We start from the raw sequence: 22,483 nt of genomic DNA on the forward strand, positions 1-22,483 counted from the left end.
AGTAGCCAGTAGCCAGTAGCCAGTAGCCAGTAGCCAGTAGCCAGTAGCCAGTAGCCAGTAGCTGAATGTTATGGGCGTGGGCGGGGGGATATTCGCCGCCTCCGGTCCGTACGCCGGAGGCGGGTCGTCAGGCGTTTCCTCGCGGGCCTTGGGGTTAGCGCAGCGGCAGCGGAAAGCCGTTGACTGTCAGCACGCCGCCTTCCCAGTTTGTGTCCCAGGTATTCTGTTCGCCCGAACGGTGGCTGACAAGGCGTGCGACCACGAGGGCGGCCGCGAGCTTGATCTGCTTTTCGTTCCGGGCTTTCTCGATCAGTGCTTCCAGATTGGTGATTTTGAGATGACCGGAGGCAGATGTGTTGCCCACATTGCCGGTCAGTGTTGCCTGACCGTGACCCTGTAGCCTTATGGCGCCCTGACTGGCTTCAAGACTGCTGATAGTGGCATGCACGGCCGGGCTTGAGGTGCTGCGCCCGCCAATGGCGTCCATCAGGGCGGGCAGTTCGTTCGCGGGCAGGGAAAACACAGCCCGTGCTGACGATGGCAGCAACCCCTGATTGGCGACATTGCGGTAGCTCAACTCGTTCATGGTCAGGGAAACCGAACTGACATGCTCGGGGTTTGTCGGCTGCATCTGGTAGCGTACGGTACCGACCCCGACCTGTGCCATGCCATGAACAATCGTGGCGTTCTGCCATGTCAGGTCATATCCGTGGCCGGCCTTAAGCGCTGCACTGACCTGCTGCCCCTGTGCCGCCAGCCAGTTCGAACAGGCCGGGTTATGTCGCCCGGACATGGCCGAGACCAGCAGGAGCGCTGCGGCTTCCGCCTGGTCGTGCCGGGCGTCCGCACCAGTGGCCGGACCATGAAAGACATACTGTGCCGCGTTCAGGCGCGTGCCGCCGTCGGGCGTGCTAATGGCAAAGCCGTCATATACCACGCCCTGCGGGGTGTCCTGCACGGCGGCATGGCGCACAATGGCGCAGCCTGCTGGGGGGGCGGCACAGGCTGTGGCTGCGATGCCTGAAACGGTACCCAGGCTCACGACACCGCGAACAAGAAAGTATAAAAAAGAGTTATGCTTCATTTCGGGTCGAGAGTGCCGTAAGTAAACACCGCAAGCAAGCCCGATCATGGAGGATCAAAGCCTGTGCGGTTTTTGAAAATGGACCCTTTTCTGCTCGGGTTGATATGCGCAATTCTGCTGGCGACATTCATACCCTGCCACGGTGCCGCCGTGCCGGTTTTCCACTGGCTGTCCATCGGGCTGATTTCGCTCATGTTCTTTCTGCAGGGGGCCAGACTGTCACGCGCCGCTGTGGTGGAAGGGCTGGTTGCCTGGCGGCTGCATGCCATTATTCTGTGCTGCACGTTCGTGCTGTTCCCGCTGATCGGGCTTGCGGCCCATGCGTTGGCACCCGGTCTGCTGCTGCCTGATGTGTGGCTGGGTATTCTGTTTTTGTGCTGCCTGCCGTCTACGGTACAATCTTCCATTGCGTTTACATCTATTGCTGGCGGGAACGTGCCTGCGGCGGTCTGTGCAGCGACCGCGTCCAATGTGCTGGGTATTTTCATAACGCCCGTTCTGGTGGGGCTGGTGCTGCGCCAGCATGGGGCCGTGGGCGGAAACCCGCTGGATATCGTCTACCAGCTTCTGCTGCCGTTCGTGCTGGGGCAGCTTGTGCAGCCCTGGCTGGGGGCGTGGGCGCACCGCAACAAGACCCTGTTGTCCTTTTCCGACCGGGGGTCCGTGCTGGTGGTGGTTTATGCCGCCTTCAGCGACGCGGTCATGCAGGGGCTATGGCACAAGCTGCCCGCGACAGAACTGGGCATGATCGCCCTGGCGGACACGGCATTGCTGGCCACGGTTCTTGTCATCACCATTCTGGGCTCGCGCGCGTTGGGCGTGCCCCTCAAAGACGAGATCGCCATCGTGTTCTGCGGTTCCAAAAAAACGCTGGCATCGGGGGTGCCCATGGCCAACGTGCTTTTCCCGGCAGCCACGGTCGGCATTATCGTGCTGCCGCTGATGATGTACCACCAGATCCAGCTTTTTGTCTGCGCCATGCTGGCCCGCCGGTTCGCCCGCCAGACTCGGGATGAAAACAGCCTGGCGGAACAGACGGTTTAGGCGGCACATCATGCAACACCACGGAAGGAACGCCTGTGGCTGGTCTTGATCCGGATGACTGGGACACCCTGCGCACCCAGGCGCACAGGATGCTCGACGCCATGATCGACAACATTCGTGCCGTACCGGCAGGGCCTGTCTGGCAGCCCATGCCACCCGCATTGCGGCAGGGTTTCGACACGGCTCCATTACCGGAACACGGTCGCGACCTTGCTGAACTGCATGCGCGCTTTGTGCAGGCCGTGCAGCCTTATTCGGTGGGGAACCGGCACCCGCGTTTCATGGGCTGGGTGCATGGGGGCGGCACCGTTCAGGGCATGCTGGCCGATATGCTCGCTGCGGGGCTGAACGCCAATCTGGGCGGGCGCAACCACGCGCCGGTCGATGTCGAACGTATGGTCATTCGCTGGGCGGCGGCCATGTTCGGTTTCCCCGCTACCACGACGGGGCTGCTGGTGACCGGGTCGTCCATGGCCAATTTCATCGCCATTCTGACAGCCAGCCGCGCCGTCGCGGATGGCGCGGCCCTTCGGCAGGGCGGTGTGGGCGGCCGCAGGCTGGTGGGGTATGCGGCCAGCACGGCGCATGGCTGTGTGGCGCGTGCCTTCGATATGGCGGGGCTGGGCACGCAGGCCCTGCGGCGCGTTCCGACAGGTCCCGACCACCGGATGGATATGGCAGCGCTGCGCCGCATGCTGGCCGAAGACCGCGCGACCGGGGCCGAGCCGTTCATGGTAATCGGCACGGCCGGAACGGTGGATACCGGCAGCGTTGACCCGCTGGATGAACTTGCCGACCTGGCCGAGGCTGAAAAGCTCTGGTTCCATGTCGATGGCGCATTCGGCGCGCTGGCGCGTCTGTCGCCGGAGCACGCACCCCTTGTGCGGGGGATGGAACGCGCCGATAGTCTGGCGTTCGATTTTCATAAATGGGCGCAGGTTCCCTATGATGCGGGCTGCGTTCTGGTGCGCGATCCGGGGGCGCAGGCCGCGGCCTTTGCGCAGACACTGGATTATCTGGCGCGCGAGGATAGAGGGCTGGCGGCGCATGCGCCCTGGTTCTGCGATCTGGGACCGGACCTGTCACGCGGGTTCAGGGCGCTCAAGGTCTGGTTCGCGCTGGAAGGATTTGGCACCCAGCGGCTGGGCGAGGTCGTGGCCCGGTCCTGTGCGGTCGCCCGGCATCTGGCCGCACGTGTCAGCCACACGCCCTGCCTGGAACTGCTGGCCCCCGTGACCCTGAACATCGTCTGTTTTCGACTGGTGGTGGACGGGCAGGACCTGGACCGGCTGAATGCAGAACTGGTGAAAGACCTGCACGAAAGCGGCATTGCAGCTCCGTCTACCACGCGGATCGGGGGCCAGCTTGCCATTCGCGCGGCCATGGTCAACCACCGCACGACCGAGCAGGATGCCGATATCATGCTCGATGCCTTGCTGGATCTGGCACAGGCCCGGCTGGGCTTTGCGCTTCAAACCCGGTCTTCAGCCCCGGTGGCGTAGCCCGTCACGTGTGGCCCGGGGTGCGTTGCCGGGGCGCGTAATGGCACATGGCCGAGCGACCCTGTTCGGCAGGTGTACGGGCCGGGAGCGCGGCCATACTCTTCTTGCATGGGGGCGCGTTTTTGTGTCTTTCGGCGCCCCCATGACTGGTGGGGGCGCGTGTCCTTACCGCCCGGAGCGACGGGCCCCGGGCTGTCCACGTTTTTCAGCGAACAGGGCAGAGAGCGACTGCAGCATTGTGCCGCCCAGTTCCTCGGCATCCGTAATGGTCACGGCGCGCTGGTAATAACGGGTCACATCGTGCCCGATGCCAATGGCGGTCAGTTCCACGGCGCTGCGATTTTCGATCATGTGAATGACTTCGCGCAGGTGATCCTCCAGGTAGGACGCCGGGTTGACCGACAGCGTGCTGTCATCCACCGGTGCGCCATCCGATATCACCATCAGGATCTTGCGCGATTCCGGGCGTGCTTTCAGGCGTTGCCAGGCCCAGAGCAGGGCCTCGCCGTCTATGTTTTCCTTCAATAGCCCTTCACGCAGCATCAGCCCCATATTGGCGCGTGCGCGCCGCCATGGTGTGTCCGCAGCCTTGTAGATGATATGCCGCAGATCGTTCAGCCGTCCGGGGTTGGGGGGCTTGTGGTTCTGCAGCCAGAGTTCCCGACTTTGCCCGCCTTTCCAGGCGCGGGTGGTAAAGCCGAGAATTTCCACTTTCACGCCGCAGCGTTCCAGCGTGCGGGCCAGAATATCCCCGCAGGCGGCGGCAACCGAAATGGGGCGCCCCCGCATGGAGCCCGAATTGTCGACCAGCAGGGTCACGACCGTATCGCGGAATTCCGTATCGCGTTCACGCTTGTAGGACAGGGACAGTCTCGGATTGGCCACGATCCGCGACAGCCTGCCCGCATCCAGAATGCCTTCTTCCAGATCGAACGACCATGAGCGGGTCTGCTGCGCCATAAGCCTGCGCTGCAGCCGGTTTGCCAGGCGCGAGACAATGCCGTGCAGGGTCGCCAGTTGCAGGTCAAGCTGGTGGCGCAGGCGGTTGAGTTCCTCCGGGTCGCACAGGTCCTCGGCCGGGATTTCCTCATCGAAACGGGTGGTAAAAGGGTGGTAGACCTTGCCGCAGTCGCCCGGTTCGATCTCGGACCGGCCACCGGGGCCCGCGGCATCTCCCGTCCCTTCGGCCGAGCCGGATTCCTGCTCTTCATCAGCGATATCGTCGGTGCTTTCGCCGCTGCCTGCCAGAAGCTGCGGCTGTGTCACCGCCTCGGACAGGTCGGGCTCCTGCGCGCTTGTTTCATCCTGTTCGTCGGGCGGGGGCTGGTTCGCGTCGTCATCGGGCGAATCGGTCGTGTCCGCGCCGGAATCGTCCTGTGTTTCCTCGTCCTCGGAAGTGGCTTCCTCTTCCGTCAGAGAACAGGCGGCCAGGAGCTTGCGTGTCGCGCGTGAATAGGCGCGCTGGCTGTCCTGGTCGCGCACCAGCGCGTCCAGTGCATTCAGGGCCTGCGGGGGCAGGGTTTCCTTCCACTGGGTCACGATCGCCCGGGCCGCTTCGGGCATGGGCTCGCCCGTCAGTTTCTCACGCGCCAGCAGTTCAAGCCCAACCACGGGCGAAAGCTGGCTGGGGTCGGTCATACGGTCCAGCCCGGAGGCATGCACCTCGCGCTCCAGCCGGTGGCGCAGGTTGGCCGCAACACCTTTCATGTGGCGCGCGCCCACAGCTTCTATGCGGGCCTGCTCCAGTGCGTCATACACCTCCCGCGCCACCGTGTCGGCGGGCTGGCGGCTGGCATGCAGCGCGAAGTCATGGTGTTTCAGGCGCAGGGCCTGGGCGTCGGCCGTGCCACGCAGGCGCTGTTTTTCAGCCTCGTCCAGCGCCATTGACGGGTTGGGCAGGCGCACTTTCTCGCCCAGGCTCAGGGGCGCAAGAGGCATGTTCCCGCTATGGAAAGACAGGTCAGCCTCGCGCTGGCCACCCATGGCCCGCAACGTGGCGGCTGTGGCCTGCTTGAAAGCGTCAGCCTGTTTTTCGGCTGCTTCGCGGCTCAGGCGGGAGGTTGGACCTGCCGGTCCCTTTGTGTGCTCGGCCATCGGGTCTGTGCTTTATCTACCTGCCCCTCAACCGCGACCGGGCAGGGGGCTGCTGTTGAAGCAGCGCTGATAATATTCCGCCACCATGCCGCGTTCGGCCTCATCGCATTTGTTCAGGAAGGTAACGCGGAACGCAAAGGCGGTATCCTTGAAAATGCGTTCGTTTTCCGCCCAGGCAATGACCGAGCGCGGTGACATGACGGTGGACAGGTCCCCCGCCATGAAGCCGGCCCGCGTCAGGGCGGCAAGAGCCACCATGTTGTCGATCTTCGCCCGTCCTGCCTTGTCATCCGCCGCAATGCCCAGACGGGAGCAGACAATGCCCACTTCCTGCTGGTGGGGCAGGTAGTTGAGTGACGTTACGATATTCCAGCGGTCCATCTGGCCCTGGTTGATCTGCTGCGTGCCATGGTACAGGCCGGTCGTATCGCCCAGACCGACGGTGTTGGCGGTGGCGAACAGCCGGAACCACGGGTTGGGGGTAATGACGCGGTTCTGGTCCAGCAGGGTCAGTTTGCCTTCCACTTCCAGAACGCGCTGGATCACGAACATGACGTCGGGGCGGCCGGCGTCGTATTCGTCAAAAACCAGCGCGCAGGGGCGTTGCAGGCACCAGGGCAGCAGCCCTTCCTGGAATTCGGTCACCTGCTGGCCGTCCTGCACCACAATGGCGTCCTTGCCGATCAGGTCGATACGCGAGACATGGCTGTCCAGATTGATACGGATACACGGCCAGTTCAGGCGGGCGGCGATCTGTTCGACATGGGAGGATTTGCCCGTGCCATGAAAACCCTGAACCATGACGCGGCGGTTGAACGCAAAACCAGCCAGAATGGACAGGGTTGTGTCGTGGTCGAACAGATAGGCCGTGTCGATTTCGGGCACGTGGTCGGTGCGGGTGGAAAAAGCCGGCACGGTCATGTCGGAGTCGATTCCGAAGACATCCCGGACCGAAACCTCCCGGTCCGGTACCGAAATGGCCGAAATGGGGGGCAGGTCGCTGGTGGATGTGGAGGAAAGGATATCCGTCATGATGGTCCGTCTGGTCGTGTGGTGGGGCAGGAGGCTGGCCCGCTGCGAAAAGAAGCGGGGCAAGGATACATGATCAGCCTGTTTTTTCGAGGTTTTCCGTCGCCAGATGTGTCTTCACGATCGTAAAGGCGACGTTGATCTGCTTGAGCCGTTCTTCCGCCGCCCGGCTGCCGTTGTTGGTGTCCGGGTGGTTCTTGCGGGCAAGGGCGCGGTACTGGGTCTTGGCTTCCTCCAGGGAGACCGGCCAGGGCAGGCCCAGAATGGCCAGGGGTTCGCGCAGGGCGGAGGGTGTGCGGGGGGCTGCCTGCGCGCGTGCGCGCTCGGCCCGGGCCTTGCGGTGCTGGCCCAGAATATCCAGCGGGTCCAGAATATCGTCATCCTGCGGGGCGGCCCGGCGGGCGGATGTGCTCTGGCCAAAGGCCCAGCTTGGGCGGTCCCAGCGCGTATCGGCCCTGAGCTGGGCTTCGATCTGGGCTGTTGTCATACCTTTATAGTAGTCCCAGCGTGCGTTATATTCACGCACATGCTCAAGGCAGAACCAGTAATACTGGTTCAGCGCGTCGCGCGAACGCGGCGCGCGGTACCCTGCCGGGCTTGCGCAGTCCGGCATGTCGCAGCAGCACTGCGGCGCGTTGGGGTCGGGGTCAAACGCGCGGGGACGGGTGTTCCTTCGCTTCATCATTCAATGTTATTTGCGTCGCAAACGTGTCGGTCGCAAGGGGTTAACGTGCATATGACCAGTCTTTCAGAATCTGCCGCCTCCGCCACCCAGGCCGGAGCGCGCGCATTGCGGGTGCGCCAGACGCTGGAGACCCGCTTCACGCCCGTGCGGCTGGACATTCAGGACGAAAGCAGCCGCCATGCTCACCATGTGGCCATGACGCGTGGACCCGAGGCAGGCGCGACGGAAACGCATTTCCGAGTTTATATGGTTTCCGAGGCGTTTGCAGGTGTAAACCGCGTAACCCGCTCGCGTATGGTCCATGATCTTCTGGACAGCGAATTTGCAAGCGGTCTGCATGCGCTTGCACTGACCCTGCGCACCCCCGAGGAAGAAGGGCGCAGCGCGTGACAGCCCGCTCCCGGAAAGTCCGCCCCCTGCCAGATCGCCCCGTGCCAGCCCGCCCTGTGGCAGTCCGCCCCATGACACGGCGGGGCTGGATGCTGCTTGTCCCCGCAGTTGCACTGACCGCCTGCGCGACACCGCAGACTCGCACCCCTGCCGTGGGACAGGACCCGCAGGTCGCGCGGGTTGAAGCGTATCTGCGCCACGTGAACCTGATCGACGCACCCTTTACCCAGGTCTGGCCCGACGGGGCGCAGGGCGGCGGTGTGCTGACCTATCGCCCCGGCACGCTGGACATGCGGTTCAGCGTGCCCCACGCCATGGAACTCCGGGCCGCGGAGCGCCATGCCATCTTCACGGACAGTCAGTCCGGTTCGGAAACGCGGATCGGTCTTGCGCATAATCCGCTCGGGCTTCTGCTGGATGATCCGGTGCGCCTGTCAGGCCCCGTGACCGTAACGGATGTGCGCCAGGGCAACGGTTTTCTCCAGCTTTCCCTGGCGCGGACCGACAACCCGTCTCAGGGGCTGGTGACGTTGCGGTTCCGTGACCAGGGTGACAGGCTGAGCCTGTACCAGGCCCATATTGTCGATGAACGGCGGCAGGTCACGCTGATCACCCTGGCTCCGCAGTAAGGGGACGGGCTGCAAGGTCCACCTCCGTCAGGGCGGAAGGCTTGCTTCCGAACACCGTCTCCCACGATGTCATCAGGGCGGCATCCAGTTCGGCCATTGTGGTGGCAAGCCCGAGCTTGCGAAAGCTGGTCACGCCGTAATCGCGGATGCCGCATGGCACGATGCCGTTGAAATCCGCCATGTCGGGCGACAGGTTGATGGCTACGCCGTGCCAGCTGACCCAGCGCGAGACACGCACGCCAATGGCGGCGATTTTTTCCTCCCGGCCGGTTGCAGGGTCCGTGACCCATACCCCCACGCGGCCGTCGCGCACTTCTCCCGCCAGACCGAAATGCGCCAGCGCGGTAATTACCCAGCGCTCAAGCGCCTGAACATAGGCACGCAGGTCACGCGGGGGCACCTGTGCATGCGCGCGGGCAAGGTCGAGCATGACATAGGCCGTTCGCTGGCCGGGGCCATGGTACGTCCACTGGCCGCCGCGCCCGGCATGATAGGTGGGGTAGCCGTGCGGGTTGAACAGGTCTTCGGGTTTTGCGGACGTGCCCGATGTGAACAGGGGCGGATGTTCAAGCAACCAGACCCGTTCGGCGGCGTTGTCAGCGCGGATATCGCGGGAAATCCGTTCCATGCGGTCGAGGGCAAGGGGGTAGGGAGCATGGTTTTTGCTGATTTCCCATAAAATTTGTTCTTTGGTCATTGCCGCCTGTTTATGGTTCGGTTATACGCATCTCACCTCACGGTATCGCTTTTCTGGTGCCGGTTGTCACGTGCGGTCGTGGCGGAATGGTAGACGCGCAAGCTTGAGGTGCTTGTGGGGGAAACCCCGTGGAAGTTCGAGTCTTCTCGACCGCACCATATTTTTCAGAACCTGTGACAGTATTCAGATGGCAAGTGCCACGCCCACCCGGGCGGGCGCCATACCCCCGCATGGCCTCTCCCTGCGGGGTTTTGTCCGTTTTTGGTCCCGTCTTGGTCATAATCACGCCGTTCTTTTCGTGTTTTTGGAAAAGATCGGCTACTCAGCTATATGTCGATAAAGCGGGGCTGCCGGTGGAAATGTCGTGATGTGTCATGACGTCTGGCGTGGCCTGTTATGATTAAGTATCGTGAATCGTATTGCGCGGGTCTGGCCGCGCGGGCCGGTTCAGACGGTCGATGTTCAACTATATTTTAAGGTGTTGCATTCGTGTCTAAACCCAAGCGTTTACGTAAAGCAGTTCTGCCGGTTGCAGGTCTGGGAACCCGGTTCCTCCCGGCAACAAAAGCCATGCCCAAGGAAATGCTGCCGGTCGTTGACAAGCCGCTCATTCAATATGCGATCGATGAGGCGCGCGCTGCCGGGATCGAGGAATTCTGCCTGATTACGGGCCGTGGCAAGGATTCCCTGATCGATTATTTCGATATCGCCTACGAACTGCAAAGCACACTGAAGGAACGCAACAAGATCGACTGCCTGGAGGCGCTGGCCCCCAGTTCGATCGAGGCCGGGTCGCTGATCGCGGTCCGCCAGCAGGAGCCGCTGGGGCTGGGGCATGCGATCTGGTGCGCACGGTCGTTCATTGGCGACGATCCGTTCGCCATTCTTCTGCCCGACGATATCGTGCAGTCCAAGGTAGGGTGCCTCAAGCAGCTTGCCGATGCCTATTATGAAACGGGCGGCAGCGTGGTCGCGGTGACGGAAGTGCCGCGCGACCATACCAACCGTTACGGTATTCTCGATATCGGCACGGATGACGGGCGTCTGGTTGAGGTCAAAGGCCTGGTGGAAAAGCCGCAGCCCGAAAAAGCGCCGTCCAACCTGTCCATTATCGGGCGTTATATCCTGACACCTCATGTCATGAAGCACCTGGCCAAACTGGAAAAAGGTGCCGGGGGTGAGGTGCAGTTGACCGACGCCATGGCCAAGACCATTGGCGAAGCGCCGTTCCACGGCCTGCGGTATGAAGGTACACGCCACGATTGCGGCAACAAGCTCGGCTTCCTGGAGGCGCAGATCGCCTTCGCGCTGGAACGCCCCGACCTTGCCGATGGCGTGCGGGAATTCCTCAAGCGTTATGCGGAAGCAGTCTGATGTCCTTTAACCATACCTTTGATCCGACAAGTCTGCGCGAATACGATATCCGTGGCATTGTCGGCAAAACGCTGAATGCGGAAGATGCGTTCGCCATCGGGCGCACGTTCGGCAGCATCGTGCGCCGCAACGGTGGCAAAACCGCCGTGGTCGGTTTTGATGGGCGTCTGTCCTCTCCCATGCTGGAACAGGCCCTGGTGGAAGGGCTGAGCGCCTGCGGGCTGGATGTAACACGCGTGGGACGCGGGCCCACGCCCATGCTGTACTACGCGTCGGCCACGCTCAAGGCGGACGGTGCCATTATGGTGACGGGCAGCCACAACCCGCCTGACTATAACGGCTTCAAGATGATGCTGGCGGGCAAGCCCTTCTATGGCGCGCAAATTCGCGAACTGGGCGAACTGTCCCAAAAGGGTGATGTGGTCGCGGCCGAAAAAGGCAGCGTGCGCGATATTGACCTGCGCGACGATTATGTCCGCCGTCTGGTCAAGGATTATGACGGCGGCGAGCGCAAGCTCAAGATCGTCTGGGACAACGGCAACAGTTCCGCTGGCGAAATACTGGAAAAGCTGGTGGCGGTCCTGCCAGGCGAGCATATCGTGCTCAATGCCGCCATTGACGGCACCTTTCCCGCCCACCACCCCGACCCCACGGTTGCCAAGAATCTTGAGCAACTGATCTCGGCAGTACGGGACAACAAGGCCGATCTTGGTATTGCCTTCGATGGCGATGCCGACCGGATCGGCCTGGTGGACGACAAGGGCGAAATTCTCTGGGGCGACCAGACCCTGGTACTGCTGGCGCGCGATGTGCTGAAAAGCCATCCGGGCGCGACCATCATTGCCGACGTCAAGGCCAGTCAGGTCCTGTTTGACGAGGTTGCGCGCGCGGGCGGCAAGCCGCTGATGTGGCGCACCGGGCATTCGCTCATCAAATCCAAGATGGCGGAGACGGGCTCTCCGCTGGCCGGTGAAATGTCAGGCCATATCTTCTTTGCCGACAAATGGTATGGTTTTGACGACGCGCTGTATGCCGGCGTGCGGGCTCTGGGTATTATCGCCCGGATGAACACCCCGCTTTCGGCCTTCCGCGAAGCGCTGCCGGGTACAATTTCCACCCCGGAAGTGCGTTTTGACTGCGACGATCATCGCAAGTTCAAGGTTATTGAGGAAGTGGCTGAACGCCTGCGTAAAGAGGGCGCGGACGTTTCGGAAATCGACGGTGTGCGGGTGAACACGACCGATGGCTGGTGGCTGCTGCGTGCGTCCAACACGCAGGCCGTGCTGGTGGCCCGGGCCGAAGGTCGCGACGCCGCAGGGCTGGAGCGTCTGAAAGGCGCGCTGGTGCTCCAGCTTGAGCAATCCGGTCTTGAACAGCCGGATTTCTCGGGCAATAACGCGGGCCATTAAGTCAACATCTGGCTGGCCCGGGTCGGTCAGGTGTTGCATTGGGGGCGGTTCCGGCATGACCGGGCCGCCCTTTTTTGCGTGCCGATACCGCGATCTGTCCGGTCCCTGCGTTGCCAACATGGTGGGGCTGCGGGGAATTTGTGTTTTAAAGCATCACTGCTTTCTGATATAGGGGACCTATGTTGTCCTCTTTAATGGACCCTGCCGGTCGGCGGATCTCCTACCTTCGTTTGTCGGTGACGGACCGGTGCGACATGCGCTGCACCTATTGCATGTCCGAAACCATGACGTTTCTGCCCAGGGCCGAGGTGCTGGATTTCGAGGAACTGCTGCGGCTGAGCCATGTCTTTGTGGGCCATGGCGTGCGCCACCTGCGTATTACGGGGGGCGAGCCGCTGGTGCGCAAGGATATCGGGTCGTTTCTGACCGAACTTGGCACGCTGCTGCACCGCCCGGATGATGCAGGACGCCTGCGGGAACTGACCCTGACAACCAATGGCAGCCGTCTGGCCGGGTTTGCTGACCTGCTGGTGCGGGCTGGCGTGCGGCGGATCAATGTCAGTCTCGATTCCCTCGATGCGGAACGTTTTGCGCGTATTACCCGGCGTGGAACGCTGGCCACCACGCTGGAGGGTATTCGCGCGGCGCGGCTTGCAGGGCTTGCGGTTAGGATCAACACCGTGGCCATGGCGGGCGTGAATGATGACGAGTTCGATGCCATGCTGGCCTGGTGCGGGCAGATCGGGGCCGATCTGTGCCTGATCGAGACCATGCCCATGGGCGATACAGGGGTGGCGCGGCAGTCGAGCTACCTGCCGTTATCCGATGTCAGGGCGCGGCTTGAAAAGCGCTGGACGCTGGATACGATTCCCGCTGCGGTCGCGGCAAACGGTCCGGCCCGCTACGTGCGGGTGAGGGAGACCGGGCAGAGGCTGGGTTTTATTACGCCGCTGAGCCATAATTTCTGCTCCACCTGCAATCGGGTCCGGCTGTCCTGTACGGGCAGGCTTTATACCTGTCTCGGTCATGAGGATGGGGCTGATCTGCGCTCCCTCCTGCGTGGCGGTGCGACCGACCGCGATCTGAACGATGCGATTGGTGCAGCCATTGCCCGCAAGCCCGCGCGGCATGATTTTCTGCTTGAGCGCGCGACGGGGCAGGTCATGGGGCCCGAACGGCATATGAGCGTAACCGGCGGCTGAGGGACGGCGGGCCGAGATGGTCTCTGTATCGTTTGGCAGGTCGGGCAGCGTTTGGACCTGTCGGCGGTGTTTATGCCCCGTCGGCTAAGTATTCTCCCAGATTGTGCTGGAACTGCCCCGGAGCCAGAGGTTTGGGTTGCGTGGGGGCAGGGGCCCAGCCAGAAAGCACGGCCATATGCAATGGCATGGCAAAGCTGCCTTCATCCGTGTCTTCCAGCATGGCGGTTGCGGCGGGAAAAAGCATGCGCGGCGTCATGCCGCGCGGGCGTAGCGCCAGGGCATTGGTTTCGCCCGCCGCGCGCAAATCCGCCATCAGGGCTCCCAGCGTGCGGTAACGCAGGTCCAGCACGTCGCTATCCACGACCGGCAGGGCAAAACCCGCCCGCTGCATGAGATGCGCGCAGCTTTGCTGGGTGGGCAAGGGCGACACACGTGGAGAAACACCGTCGCTCACGGCCAGTTCGGCGGTTTCCAGCGCTTTGCGCAACGGGCCAAGTGTCGGCAGGATGGGGAGGGACGCGAGAAAAAGCCCGTCAGGGCGCAATATATGCCGGATCTGGGCGAACAGCCCCGGCAGGTCGTTGACCCAATGCAGCGACAGGCAGGCCGTGACCAGATCGAAGCTGTGGGCGGCAAAGGGCAGGGTCTCGAGATCGGAGCAGAGGGCAGGTGCGTCCGACAGGGCTGCCTGTGGCGCCGAAATATCGAGCGCTACTGTCGAAATTCCGCGTTGCGCCAATGCGCGGCAGACCAGTCCTCTGCCCCCGATATCCAGGGCGGTGGCGAAAGGTCTTGCCATGTCGTCCAGCCGGTCTATCAGATGATCGGTGGCGGCTTGCAGGATCGGTAAAACCTCTGCCTGCCGACGGGCGGCGCGATCCCGGTGCAGCCTGACGGCGCGGTGGTCGAAAATCAGCGGTGTGCTCATGGAACAAGATGTGCGCGTTCGGGCGTGTTTTGCCAAGCCGGGCGGGTGGTAACGGGAGCGGGAGCCCAGAATGCGCGCGACTGTCATGGGCAGGGTGGGGCGGCAGGCGCTGGATCTGCTTTATCCGCCATCGTGTCTGTTATGCGGGACGGATGTGGTGCAGGCCGGGCTTGTCTGTACGCACTGTTTCGGTCGGCTTCAGCCGGTCAGTCATCCCTTCTGCAAGGCCTGTGCCGCTCCGCAGTCCTCGGCCGCCTTGCTGGGGTCGCAGGGGTTGTGCAGGGCCTGCGAACACCGGCACCCGCTCTGGGGGCAGGCCCGTGCGGCATTTCTCTATGCCGGGGCTGTGCGCGAGCTTATCCTGCAACTCAAATATGCCGACCGTCTGGACAATGCGGCCTATCTTGCGGCGCGCATGGTCATGGCCGGGGCGGATATTCTCCAGCCGGGCTGCCTGCTGGTGCCTGTGCCCGTGCACAGGTGGCGCCTGCTGACCCGCCGTTATAATCAGGCGGCCCTTCTGGCGCAGGGGATCGCGAGGCGGAGCGGCCTGGAGTGCATGCCCGACGCGCTGGTGCGTGAGCGACCTACGGCCCGGCTTGCACGTTTTTCCAGGGCGGCGCGGCAGAAAGAGGTCGGTCAGGCTGTGGGCGTGCGTGATTCCCGGCGCATATTGCTTGCTGGGCGGACGGTGGTGCTGGTCGATGACATGCTGACAACAGGCGCTACGGCTACGACCTGCGTGCGCGCGTTGCTGCGGGCAGGTGCGCAAAACGTGCATGTTCTTGTCGCCGGAGTGGTGCCTGAGCGTGCAGATGTTGATATAGAGTTGTCGGATATGAACAAAACCCGCGCCTGACAGGGCGGGGAGGCACGCCGGTTCTGGCCGGGTGCCCGTAACATGACAGAAGGTCTGCCCATGCCCAATATCGAAATATATACCCAGCCCGGTTGCCCGTACTGCATGCGGGCTGTGGCGTTGCTGGAACGCAAGGGCGTGTCCTTCAGGGAAATCAACGCGCCGCGCGGTACGCCCGAACGTGCCGCATCCACCAGCCGGTCCGGTGGGAGCACCACGGTCCCCCAGATTTTCGTTGACGATAAAGCGCTGGGTGGCTGCGATGACCTGATGGCACTGGAGCGTTCGGGCAAGCTCGATGCGCTGCTGGGTCTTGGCTGACCGGCGGCCCTTGCGGTTCATATCCACGCGAAAGTAAGGCGGAATGATCTGTTACCAGTTGCGCTGTGCGGCCGATCACGGGTTCGAAGGATGGTACCGCGACAGCAGCACTTTCGCGCGGCTTCAGCACGCGGGCCTGCTTTCCTGCCCGGAATGCGGTACGGCGCAAGTGGAACAGGCCCCGATGGCCCCGGCCATTGTCAGTGGTGGCCGCAAGCGTGCTGACCAGACCGGCCCGCAGGTGAATCAAGCAGGTCCGGAGCATATGGCGGGCGAGAGTGCTGGCGGAGGGGCGGCACAGAACCCGCCAGCCCCGGCAGTTACGCCAGATATGATCGTCAGCGCCATGCGGCAGATGCGCCGTACGATTGAAGACAACTGCGAGCATGTGGGTGAACGCTTTGCCGAGGAGGCTTTGCGCATCCATAACGGCGAAGCGCCTCAACGTGGCATTTATGGTGACATGACGCAGCCCCAGCGTGAAACGCTAGAAGACGAGGGGGTGGAATTCCATACCCTCCCCTGGATCGACAAGACCGAGAACTGAAGGGCGATGGACAAGGTTGTACCATAAGGGACTTTCGGCACGGTCGGGGCGTTTTCTCGCTGTTGCTGGCATAGGTATGGTACTATCCGTTCAGGGCCTGATGGAGGAAAAAGGCATGAGAAGGCACAGGGATATGGGCCAGGCAGGCCAGAGCCCCATAGGCCCAAGCCCCATAGGCCAGAGCCCGGCAGGCTGGTGCCGTAGGGTGTGCGCACTGGCGGTGGTGTTTCTGGGGGTATGCCTGGGACTGGCCGTTCCCGGAGCGGTGCATGCCGATACCGCAGCAGGGGCGCTGACCGGATACTGGCTCAGCCAGGATCACGACGGCGTTTTCAGGATCGAGCAATGCGGGCAAACCGTCTGCGGTCGTCTGGTGGGGCTGCGTTATGACGGCACGGATGTGCCGCACGGGCATGACGGCAAGTCCGAATGCGGAATTACCATGCTGACCGGCTTCGTCCCTCTTGGCGACAGTCAGGGTCGACTGGGCGGAAACATTCTCGATCCCGATACGGGTCATGTCTACGATGCGCAGATCTGGTCCCCACGCCCCGATGTGCTGAAGTTGCGCGGTTATCTCGGCCTGCCCATTTTCGGCGAAACCCAGACATGGACCCGTTACACCGGCCCCCCTATGGGGCCCATGTGTAAAATGCCCTGACATGACTGACGGAGGCCGCACGATGACAGCACGAATTTCGCGGCGTGTTTTTGGCCGGGGCGTGCTTGCCGCCGGGTTTGTGTCGAACGTTCTGCTGCCCGAAGGTGGCCACGCGCAGGAGCAGGTCGCCCAAAAGCCGCCTGTACCGGCTGATGCCGAAAAAGCCGCGCCACGGCGGATACTATGCTTCGTGGGCGGATATACCCAGCACGGGCCTCCAGGCGGGAATGCCGGTGGTCTGACGACGTTTGAAATGAACCCCGATACGGGTGCGCTGACCCATCTGGCTACGTATACGGATATTGCCAGCCCCTCCTTCATCGCATTGTCGCCTGACGGGCGGTTTCTGTACGCGGTGAACGAGATCAACGACTATAACGAAGAACATAGCGGTTCTGTGACGGCATTTGCCATCAACCAGGCCAGTGGCGCTCTGACCAAGCTGAATACGGTTGCGTCGGGTGGGGCGGACCCTGCCCATCTGAGCGTGCATCCCTCGGGGCAGTACGTCATGGTCGCGAACTATACCGGTGGCACGTTCTGTCTGCTGAAAGTCAGGCCCGACGGCGCGCTGGGGGAAATGACGACCCTTATCCATAATTCCGGCCCGCGCATGCCGGACCGGGCGGCGGATAACCCGCCGGGTAATTTTGCAATCAGCGATCATTCATCCGCCCATCCGCACATGATCCACGCCGACCCGTCAGGCCGGTTCGTACTTGTCGCGGATGCCGGGCTCGACAGGGTGTATGTCTGGCGGATCAATATGCAGAACGGCCGCCTGATCCCCGCCAGGGTGCCGTTCGTTCCCATGACCCCCGGTTCCGCCCCGCGGCATTTCCAGTTCAGCGCGGATGGTCGCAGGCTGTTTATTTTATGTGAACAGGATTCCAAGGTTGTCGTGGCCGATTTCGACCCGCAAAGCGGGCTGATTACCCCCAAGCAGACCGTCAGCAGCGTCACGGCGCATTTCCATGGCAGTACGCTGGCGGCGGGTATTCTGCTCTCGCCCGATGCGCGCTTTCTGTATGTGTCCAACCGGTTGGGGGATTCGCTGGCCGTATTCCAGATCGCTGCGGATGGCACACTCACGCTGGTGGACGAAATCTGGACCCATGCCGATTACGGGCGTGCGCTGAAATTCGACCCGACGGGGCGCTACCTGTACGTAGCCAACCAGCGGAGTGATTCCATTACGTCCTTCAGGGTCGACAGTCTGACCGGCAAGATCAACTTTACATGGGACTTCACGTCGGTGGGCAGCCCCACCTGTATCGAATTCCTGACCCTGCCGCCCAGACCTGAATAAAAACGACCCGGACCTGAGTAAAAAAGCTTTAAAATCAGGATTTTCTGAACGCAGCGATGTAGTTGATGCTCAGGTCACGGGTCTCTTTCCAGGGGCTGCTCAGGGGGATCAGGCTGGTGGGGGCCATGCCCGTCATGGCGTCCATGCGCAGGCCGGCACTACGGGCATAATGGGCGAGTTCGGCCGGGCGGATGAATTTGCGCCATTCATGTGTGCCAACGGGCAGCAGGCGCATGACATATTCCGCCCCGATCTTGCCCACGGCGAGCGAGCGCAGGGTCCGGTTGAGCGTCGAGACAATAACCACGCCACCCGGTTCCACCAATTGTGCGAGCATTACAAAAAATGCTTCAGGATCAGTGACGTGTTCTATAATTTCTAATGCTACAACAGCGTCAAAACGCTGCTGTTCCGCGACCAGTTCCTCCGCGCTGCCAGCCCGGTAGTTGAGCGGGCCCGATCCCTTGGGCAAAGGGTGTGCCTCAAGGTGGCGGCGGGCGGCTGCAATGCCGTCGGCGGATGCGTCCAGCCCCAGAACGTCGTAGCCCGCTTTTGCCAGCGCTTCACTCGCCAGACCTGCGCCACAGCCGATGTCCAGCACGCGGGCATGGCGCGATGTTTTGCCGCGCAGGGGCAGGTGGCGGCTAGCCCAGCCAATACGCAGGCCGTTCATGGCATGCAGGGGCTGCATGGGGCCGGTCGGGTCCCACCACTGTTCCGCCAGGGCGCTGAAACGGGCGATTTCCTCGGCGCAAACGGAGCCAGCGGGCTGGGGGTCTTTCTGCGGGTCTGCCTGGGGCATGGATGCAAACATACAACAAATTCCTTTCCTGCTGGTCTCCCCGCTGGACGAAAGGGGGCCGGGAAGGGTATGTGACGCGCCTTGTAAAGCTGCGCAACTGTCCGCGCGCCTCTTTTCTGTCATCGCTGATAGCAGGAGCGCGCGTGAGGGGCAGGTTTTTTTGCGACCTGCTCAGGTGGAGATAAAAGCTATGTCCGGTTCCGCACCCCGGGTTGTCATGAAGTTCGGTGGCACGTCCGTGGGGGATCTCGATCGTATTCGGGCTGTGGCCCAGCGTGTCAAAAAACAGAGGGACGCCGGGTGCGACGTGCTTGTGGTTGTGTCGGCCATGGCGGGCGAAACCAACAGGCTGGTCGGCTTCTGCCAGGCTCTGTCTCCCCTGCATGACCCGAAGGAATACGATTCGATCGTTGCCACCGGAGAGCAGGTGACAAGCGGGCTGGTTGCGATCGCACTTCAGGGTCTGGGTGTATCCGCGCGGTCGTTCGCGGGCTGGCAGGTGCCGATCCGTACCGATTCGGCGCATGGCAAGGCCAGCCTGGACACGATTGATGGCGAACACCTGCTGGGCTGCATGGCCGAAGGTGTGGTGCCGGTTGTCGCCGGTTTTCAGGGCGTTGCGCCGGACGGCCGAGTCTCGACCCTGGGACGTGGCGGTTCCGATACCTCGGCCGTGGCCCTGGCCGCCGCGATCAAGGCCGACCGGTGCGATATCTATACCGACGTGGACGGGATCTACACGACAGATCCCAGGATTGTTTCCAAGGCGCAGAAGCTCGATAAGATCACCTACGAGGAAATGCTGGAACTGGCGTCTGTCGGCGCGAAGGTCCTGCAGACCCGCAGCGTGGCTCTGGCCATGCGCGAAGGCGTGCGTGTGCAGGTGCTGTCGAGTTTTGAAGATGGTCCGGCGGTCATGGAAGGCCAGCTCCCCGGATCCCTGGTGGTGGATGAGGACGAAATCGTGGAAAAGAAACTGGTCACCGGCATTGCTTACTCCCGCGACGAAGCCAAAGTGTCGGTGCGGCGCATTCCAGATCGCCCGGGCATTGCCGCGGCCATTTTCGGCCCGCTGAGCGAAGGCAACGTGAATGTCGACATGATCGTGCAGGCCACCGGGGCTGACGGCACCACCAACATCACCTTCACGACCAGCAAGACCGATCTGCCGCGCGCCATCAGCGTGCTGGAATCCGTGCGCGACGCTGTGCAGTACGAGGAACTGCTGACCGACCCCGATATCGTCAAGGTCAGTGTGGTGGGCACGGGCATGCGCTCGCACGCGGGTGTTGCCAGCACCATGTTCCGCACCCTGTATGAGCGCTCGATCAATATCCAGGCGATTTCCACCAGCGAAATCAAGGTCTCGGTTCTGGTCGCCGCCGAATACGCGGAGCTTGCCGTGCGTGCCCTCCACACAGCGTACGGGCTGGACAATGTCTGAAGCAGTTCTGGCCGAACACCCGCCCACGGATGCGGAACGGACACGCGCGCGTAACCGCCTGAACCGGCTGTGGGCCCGTGGCGCCGATTTCCTGGGCACGCCTTACGCCATTCTGGGCGGGGCGATGTCCTGGCTGAGCGAACGGCATCTTGTTTCTGCCATTTCCAACGCGGGTGGTTTTGGGGTCATTGCCTGCGGGGCCATGGAGCCTGCTCGCCTGGCGGAAGAAATTGCCGCCACACGGGCAATGACCGACAAGCCCTTTGGCGTGAACCTGATTACCATGCACCCTATGCTGGATGACCTGATCAGGGTCTGTCTGGACGCCGGTGTGGGGCATATCGTGCTGGCGGGGGGTATTCCGCCCGGGGCCGCCATCAAGGCCATCAAGGATGGCGGGGCCAGGGTTATCGCCTTTTCGCCCGCGCTGGTTCTGGCCAAGCGGCTGGTCCGCATGGGGGTGGATGCGCTGGTGATCGAAGGCGCGGAAGCCGGTGGTCATGTCGGCCCCGTTTCGCTGACGGTTCTTGCGCAGGAAATCCTGCCCCATATCCGGGATGTGCCGATTTTTGTTGCAGGTGGTCTGGGGCGGGGCGACGCTCTTGTCTCCTATCTGGAACAGGGGGCCGCGGGGGGGCAGTTCGGCACGCGCTTTGCCGCCGCCGAGGAAAGCATCGCGCACGAAAAATTCAAGAAGGCGTTCCTGCGCGCCGCCGCTCGTGACGCGGTGACATCTCCCCAGCTGGACGAACGGTTCCCGGTGATTCCGGTGCGTGGTCTGGCGAACGAAGGCGGGCGGAAGTTCCTGGCCCATCAGGCCGATGTCATCCGCCGTTTTCAGGGCGGGGACCTGACGCGTGAGGCCGCCCAGCTCGAAATCGAACATTTCTGGGCTGGTGCGCTGCGACGCGCGGTCATTGAAGGCGATGTCGAACATGGATCGGTCATGGCGGGGCAGTCCGTGGGCATGGTTACGGCCGTGCAGCCTGTCGCGCAGATTATTGCTGACCTGATCGACCAGGCCGTGTTAGCTCTGGTCGGACAACAACGACGTATGGATGCTGATGGCTGAACACGCCCACGGTGCCGAGCAGGGGCAGGATATCCCGCCCCATGTCCTACCCGACGTCGCGACGCTTGGCGTGGGCCGGGCGCTGCGTGAGCGCCGTGAGCAACTGGGCTGGTCGCTTGCAGACGTGTCGGAGTGGCTGCGGATTCGTGATGTCTATCTGGGCGCGCTGGAGTCCGGGCAGCATGAACTGCTGCCGGCCGAAGTCTATGCGCTGGGCTTCCTGCGCACCTATGGGCAGGCTCTCGGGTTCGATCCTGCTGTCCTGATCAACCGCTACCGGCAGGAAACCCGGGCCGTGGCGCACAAGCCCGTGCTCGATTTTCCCGATCCGGTACCTGACCGGCGTCTGCCGCCAGCGGTATCGATTTCTCTGGGGCTTGTAGTCGTTCTGGCAAGCTATGTCGGATGGTACTGCTTCGTGGGGCGCTCGTCCCCACTGCCGGAGCATGTTCCGCCTGTAGCCAGTCTCATGCAGGGTGAGGCGACGCATAATGTGCCGTCTCCGCAGGTGGCGTCCCTTCTGCCCGAACATGCGGTTCCATTGCCGCAGCGGCTTGCTCCTTCTGTGGCGGATGCAGCGGCGCATGCGGTGGAACAGGGGCAGGCAGGCAGTTCTGCCTCTGATGCGACACAGGCTGCTCCGGCCAATTCTCCCGCGGCGCAGGCCGTAGCACCTGCAAACGGGCAGGGTGCCCTGGCCCCCCTGGCTGCCCCGCCGCCTCCGGCATCGCCTGTTGCCGGCTCGTCCGAAGCGCAGGCGCCATCCGCGCCACCCGTTGCACAGGCCGTGCCTGACGATCAGATTGTTGTGAAAGCGCTGGCGGCAAGCTGGGTGCAGGTCAAGGATGAACAGGGCAAGACGGTTTACGACCATGTCCTGCAACCGGATGAGGAATGGACGGTGCCCGCATCTGGCGGCCCTTATAGCCTGACGGTCGGCAATGCCGGTGGTATTGTGGTGCAGGCTGGTAGTGTGACAACGCCCCCGTTGGGGCGGAACGGTGCCGTACGCAGACATCTGGCGCTGAACGCGCAGGCAGTGCGCGACGGATCTCTTGCGACGGCTTCAGCCGCGCCCGTGGCGGGCGGAGCCGGGCAGCCGACAAGCCGCGTTCCGGGTCATGAAACACAGGCGGCGGAGGCGCCGCAGGGTGCTGCACCTGCGGTCGTGCCCGCTGCGGCACCGGCAGCACCGGTGGCTCCGCCGGTGTCCTCCGTCGCGGATGAGCCCAGTGCTGATGACCTGAACGCACGTCAGCTCCAGGGAACCGACGCGCGCTGAATGGCTCTTTCCATGCTTTATGTGTAGCCAACTGGCTCCGTTTTTGGCAGGACAACACCAAACCTCGCGTGCAAGCCGTGGCGCCGAACACGGTTGTGCCCGCCAACTGTCGTCTCGAC

Annotated in this window: 22 protein-coding genes and 1 tRNA gene; 16 read left to right on the top strand and 7 right to left on the bottom strand. The window is 62.9% G+C overall.

Annotated features, from left to right (window positions below):
* Positions 1-154: 154 nt before the first annotated feature.
* Positions 155-1,042 carry a hypothetical protein gene (locus ABF990_RS00765; protein WP_415499616.1) on the bottom strand — a complete coding sequence of 296 codons (888 nt, stop codon included), beginning with the start codon at positions 1,040-1,042 and terminating at the stop codon, positions 155-157.
* Positions 1,043-1,147: 105 nt separating this feature from the next.
* Here ABF990_RS00765 and ABF990_RS00770 point away from each other — a divergent pair, with 105 nt between their 5' ends.
* Both ABF990_RS00770 and ABF990_RS00775 read left to right on the top strand, forming a co-directional pair.
* Complete coding sequence (locus ABF990_RS00770) at positions 1,148-2,128, top strand: bile acid:sodium symporter family protein (protein ID WP_415490604.1); 981 nt, start codon at positions 1,148-1,150, stop codon at positions 2,126-2,128.
* A gap of 35 nt (positions 2,129-2,163) precedes the next feature.
* Positions 2,164-3,630 carry a pyridoxal phosphate-dependent decarboxylase family protein gene (locus ABF990_RS00775; RefSeq protein ID WP_415490603.1) on the top strand — a complete coding sequence of 489 codons (1,467 nt, stop codon included), beginning with the start codon at positions 2,164-2,166 and terminating at the stop codon, positions 3,628-3,630.
* Between the two features lie 165 nt (positions 3,631-3,795).
* On the opposite strand, the gene ABF990_RS00780 is transcribed toward ABF990_RS00775, so the two are convergent.
* From ABF990_RS00780 to ABF990_RS00790, 3 genes are all read right to left on the bottom strand, one after another.
* Positions 3,796-5,724, bottom strand: a complete 1,929-nt coding sequence (locus tag ABF990_RS00780) for a cobaltochelatase CobT-related protein (RefSeq protein ID WP_415499615.1) — start codon at positions 5,722-5,724, stop codon at positions 3,796-3,798.
* Positions 5,725-5,751: 27 nt separating this feature from the next.
* Complete coding sequence (locus ABF990_RS00785; RefSeq protein ID WP_415490601.1) at positions 5,752-6,756, bottom strand: AAA family ATPase; 1,005 nt, start codon at positions 6,754-6,756, stop codon at positions 5,752-5,754.
* A gap of 73 nt (positions 6,757-6,829) precedes the next feature.
* Positions 6,830-7,438 carry a J domain-containing protein gene (locus tag ABF990_RS00790; protein WP_415490600.1) on the bottom strand — a complete coding sequence of 203 codons (609 nt, stop codon included), beginning with the start codon at positions 7,436-7,438 and terminating at the stop codon, positions 6,830-6,832.
* A 51-nt stretch (positions 7,439-7,489) separates the two neighbouring features.
* Here ABF990_RS00790 and ABF990_RS00795 point away from each other — a divergent pair, with 51 nt between their 5' ends.
* Both ABF990_RS00795 and ABF990_RS00800 read left to right on the top strand, forming a co-directional pair.
* Positions 7,490-7,828 carry a BolA family protein gene (locus ABF990_RS00795; protein WP_415490599.1) on the top strand — a complete coding sequence of 113 codons (339 nt, stop codon included), beginning with the start codon at positions 7,490-7,492 and terminating at the stop codon, positions 7,826-7,828.
* Positions 7,825-8,457 carry a LolA family protein gene (locus ABF990_RS00800; protein WP_415490598.1) on the top strand — a complete coding sequence of 211 codons (633 nt, stop codon included), beginning with the start codon at positions 7,825-7,827 and terminating at the stop codon, positions 8,455-8,457. Before ABF990_RS00795 ends, ABF990_RS00800 begins: the two co-directional genes overlap by 4 nt.
* Here the strand turns inward: ABF990_RS00800 and lipB are convergent.
* Positions 8,438-9,154, bottom strand: coding sequence for a lipoyl(octanoyl) transferase LipB (gene lipB / locus ABF990_RS00805; protein WP_415490597.1), 717 nt, complete (start codon positions 9,152-9,154; stop codon positions 8,438-8,440). The genes ABF990_RS00800 and lipB overlap by 20 nt on opposite strands.
* 72 nt (positions 9,155-9,226) lie before the next feature.
* Between lipB and ABF990_RS00810 the strand changes: the two genes are divergently transcribed.
* From ABF990_RS00810 to moaA, 4 genes are all read left to right on the top strand, one after another.
* Positions 9,227-9,312: transfer RNA gene (locus ABF990_RS00810), tRNA-Leu, on the top strand.
* A gap of 331 nt (positions 9,313-9,643) precedes the next feature.
* Positions 9,644-10,528, top strand: coding sequence for a UTP--glucose-1-phosphate uridylyltransferase GalU (gene galU / locus ABF990_RS00815; RefSeq protein WP_415490596.1), 885 nt, complete (start codon positions 9,644-9,646; stop codon positions 10,526-10,528).
* On the top strand, positions 10,528-11,937 hold the full coding sequence (pgmG, locus tag ABF990_RS00820; RefSeq protein ID WP_415499614.1) for a phosphoglucomutase/phosphomannomutase PgmG: 1,410 nt from the start codon (positions 10,528-10,530) through the stop codon (positions 11,935-11,937). Before galU ends, pgmG begins: the two co-directional genes overlap by 1 nt.
* 179 nt (positions 11,938-12,116) lie before the next feature.
* Complete coding sequence (gene moaA, locus ABF990_RS00825; protein WP_415490594.1) at positions 12,117-13,139, top strand: GTP 3',8-cyclase MoaA; 1,023 nt, start codon at positions 12,117-12,119, stop codon at positions 13,137-13,139.
* 70 nt (positions 13,140-13,209) lie between these two features.
* Here the strand turns inward: moaA and ABF990_RS00830 are convergent, their stop codons facing one another.
* Positions 13,210-14,067 (bottom strand): methyltransferase domain-containing protein, encoded by an 858-nt coding sequence (locus ABF990_RS00830; protein WP_415490593.1) that lies wholly within the window; start codon positions 14,065-14,067, stop codon positions 13,210-13,212.
* Positions 14,068-14,137: 70 nt separating this feature from the next.
* Here ABF990_RS00830 and ABF990_RS00835 point away from each other — a divergent pair, with 70 nt between their 5' ends.
* The 5 genes from ABF990_RS00835 (at position 14,138) to ABF990_RS00855 (ending at position 17,764) form a co-directional block, all read left to right on the top strand.
* Complete coding sequence (locus ABF990_RS00835) at positions 14,138-14,926, top strand: double zinc ribbon domain-containing protein (RefSeq protein ID WP_415499613.1); 789 nt, start codon at positions 14,138-14,140, stop codon at positions 14,924-14,926.
* A 60-nt stretch (positions 14,927-14,986) separates the two neighbouring features.
* Positions 14,987-15,247 (top strand): glutaredoxin 3, encoded by a 261-nt coding sequence (grxC, locus tag ABF990_RS00840; RefSeq protein ID WP_415490644.1) that lies wholly within the window; start codon positions 14,987-14,989, stop codon positions 15,245-15,247.
* A 43-nt stretch (positions 15,248-15,290) separates the two neighbouring features.
* Positions 15,291-15,794: a DUF1178 family protein gene (locus tag ABF990_RS00845; protein ID WP_415499611.1), complete on the top strand. Its 504-nt coding sequence runs from the start codon at positions 15,291-15,293 to the stop codon at positions 15,792-15,794.
* A gap of 76 nt (positions 15,795-15,870) precedes the next feature.
* On the top strand, positions 15,871-16,455 hold the full coding sequence (locus tag ABF990_RS00850; RefSeq protein ID WP_415499610.1) for a DUF2147 domain-containing protein: 585 nt from the start codon (positions 15,871-15,873) through the stop codon (positions 16,453-16,455).
* A 22-nt stretch (positions 16,456-16,477) separates the two neighbouring features.
* Positions 16,478-17,764 (top strand): lactonase family protein, encoded by a 1,287-nt coding sequence (locus ABF990_RS00855; RefSeq protein WP_415499609.1) that lies wholly within the window; start codon positions 16,478-16,480, stop codon positions 17,762-17,764.
* Between the two features lie 34 nt (positions 17,765-17,798).
* Here the strand turns inward: ABF990_RS00855 and ubiG are convergent, their stop codons facing one another.
* On the bottom strand, positions 17,799-18,578 hold the full coding sequence (gene ubiG / locus ABF990_RS00860; RefSeq protein ID WP_415499608.1) for a bifunctional 2-polyprenyl-6-hydroxyphenol methylase/3-demethylubiquinol 3-O-methyltransferase UbiG: 780 nt from the start codon (positions 18,576-18,578) through the stop codon (positions 17,799-17,801).
* Between the two features lie 178 nt (positions 18,579-18,756).
* On the opposite strand from ubiG, the gene ABF990_RS00865 reads away from it, so the two are divergent.
* From ABF990_RS00865 to ABF990_RS00875, 3 genes are read left to right on the top strand one after another with little or no spacing between them, the layout of a single operon-like run.
* Complete coding sequence (locus ABF990_RS00865; protein WP_415490587.1) at positions 18,757-20,010, top strand: aspartate kinase; 1,254 nt, start codon at positions 18,757-18,759, stop codon at positions 20,008-20,010.
* Positions 20,003-21,082: an NAD(P)H-dependent flavin oxidoreductase gene (locus ABF990_RS00870; RefSeq protein ID WP_415490586.1), complete on the top strand. Its 1,080-nt coding sequence runs from the start codon at positions 20,003-20,005 to the stop codon at positions 21,080-21,082. The genes ABF990_RS00865 and ABF990_RS00870 overlap by 8 nt, the downstream gene beginning before the upstream one ends.
* Entirely contained in the window at positions 21,075-22,364 is a 1,290-nt protein-coding gene (locus ABF990_RS00875; RefSeq protein ID WP_415499607.1) for a RodZ domain-containing protein, read from the top strand. The genes ABF990_RS00870 and ABF990_RS00875 overlap by 8 nt, the downstream gene beginning before the upstream one ends.
* The last annotated feature ends 119 nt before the right edge of the window (positions 22,365-22,483 follow it).

Origin of the sequence: Acetobacter sp. (assembly GCF_047723915.1) — a bacterium.
In the GTDB taxonomy this organism is placed as follows: Bacteria; Pseudomonadota; Alphaproteobacteria; order Acetobacterales; family Acetobacteraceae; genus Acetobacter.

Coding starts and splice junctions, on each gene's coding strand:
- ABF990_RS00780 (WP_415499615.1), bottom strand. CDS start 5,724: ATGGCCGAGCACACAAAGGGACCGGCAGGTCCAACCTCCCGCCTGAGC.
- ABF990_RS00785 (WP_415490601.1), bottom strand. CDS start 6,756: ATGACGGATATCCTTTCCTCCACATCCACCAGCGACCTGCCCCCCATT.
- ABF990_RS00790 (WP_415490600.1), bottom strand. CDS start 7,438: ATGATGAAGCGAAGGAACACCCGTCCCCGCGCGTTTGACCCCGACCCC.
- ABF990_RS00795 (WP_415490599.1), top strand. CDS start 7,490: ATGACCAGTCTTTCAGAATCTGCCGCCTCCGCCACCCAGGCCGGAGCG.
- lipB (WP_415490597.1), bottom strand. CDS start 9,154: ATGACCAAAGAACAAATTTTATGGGAAATCAGCAAAAACCATGCTCCC.
- pgmG (WP_415499614.1), top strand. CDS start 10,528: ATGTCCTTTAACCATACCTTTGATCCGACAAGTCTGCGCGAATACGAT.
- moaA (WP_415490594.1), top strand. CDS start 12,117: ATGTTGTCCTCTTTAATGGACCCTGCCGGTCGGCGGATCTCCTACCTT.
- ABF990_RS00830 (WP_415490593.1), bottom strand. CDS start 14,067: ATGAGCACACCGCTGATTTTCGACCACCGCGCCGTCAGGCTGCACCGG.
- ABF990_RS00835 (WP_415499613.1), top strand. CDS start 14,138: ATGCGCGCGACTGTCATGGGCAGGGTGGGGCGGCAGGCGCTGGATCTG.
- grxC (WP_415490644.1), top strand. CDS start 14,987: ATGCCCAATATCGAAATATATACCCAGCCCGGTTGCCCGTACTGCATG.
- ABF990_RS00845 (WP_415499611.1), top strand. CDS start 15,291: ATGATCTGTTACCAGTTGCGCTGTGCGGCCGATCACGGGTTCGAAGGA.
- ABF990_RS00850 (WP_415499610.1), top strand. CDS start 15,871: ATGGTACTATCCGTTCAGGGCCTGATGGAGGAAAAAGGCATGAGAAGG.
- ABF990_RS00855 (WP_415499609.1), top strand. CDS start 16,478: ATGACAGCACGAATTTCGCGGCGTGTTTTTGGCCGGGGCGTGCTTGCC.
- ubiG (WP_415499608.1), bottom strand. CDS start 18,578: ATGTTTGCATCCATGCCCCAGGCAGACCCGCAGAAAGACCCCCAGCCC.
- ABF990_RS00865 (WP_415490587.1), top strand. CDS start 18,757: ATGTCCGGTTCCGCACCCCGGGTTGTCATGAAGTTCGGTGGCACGTCC.
- ABF990_RS00870 (WP_415490586.1), top strand. CDS start 20,003: ATGTCTGAAGCAGTTCTGGCCGAACACCCGCCCACGGATGCGGAACGG.
- ABF990_RS00875 (WP_415499607.1), top strand. CDS start 21,075: ATGGCTGAACACGCCCACGGTGCCGAGCAGGGGCAGGATATCCCGCCC.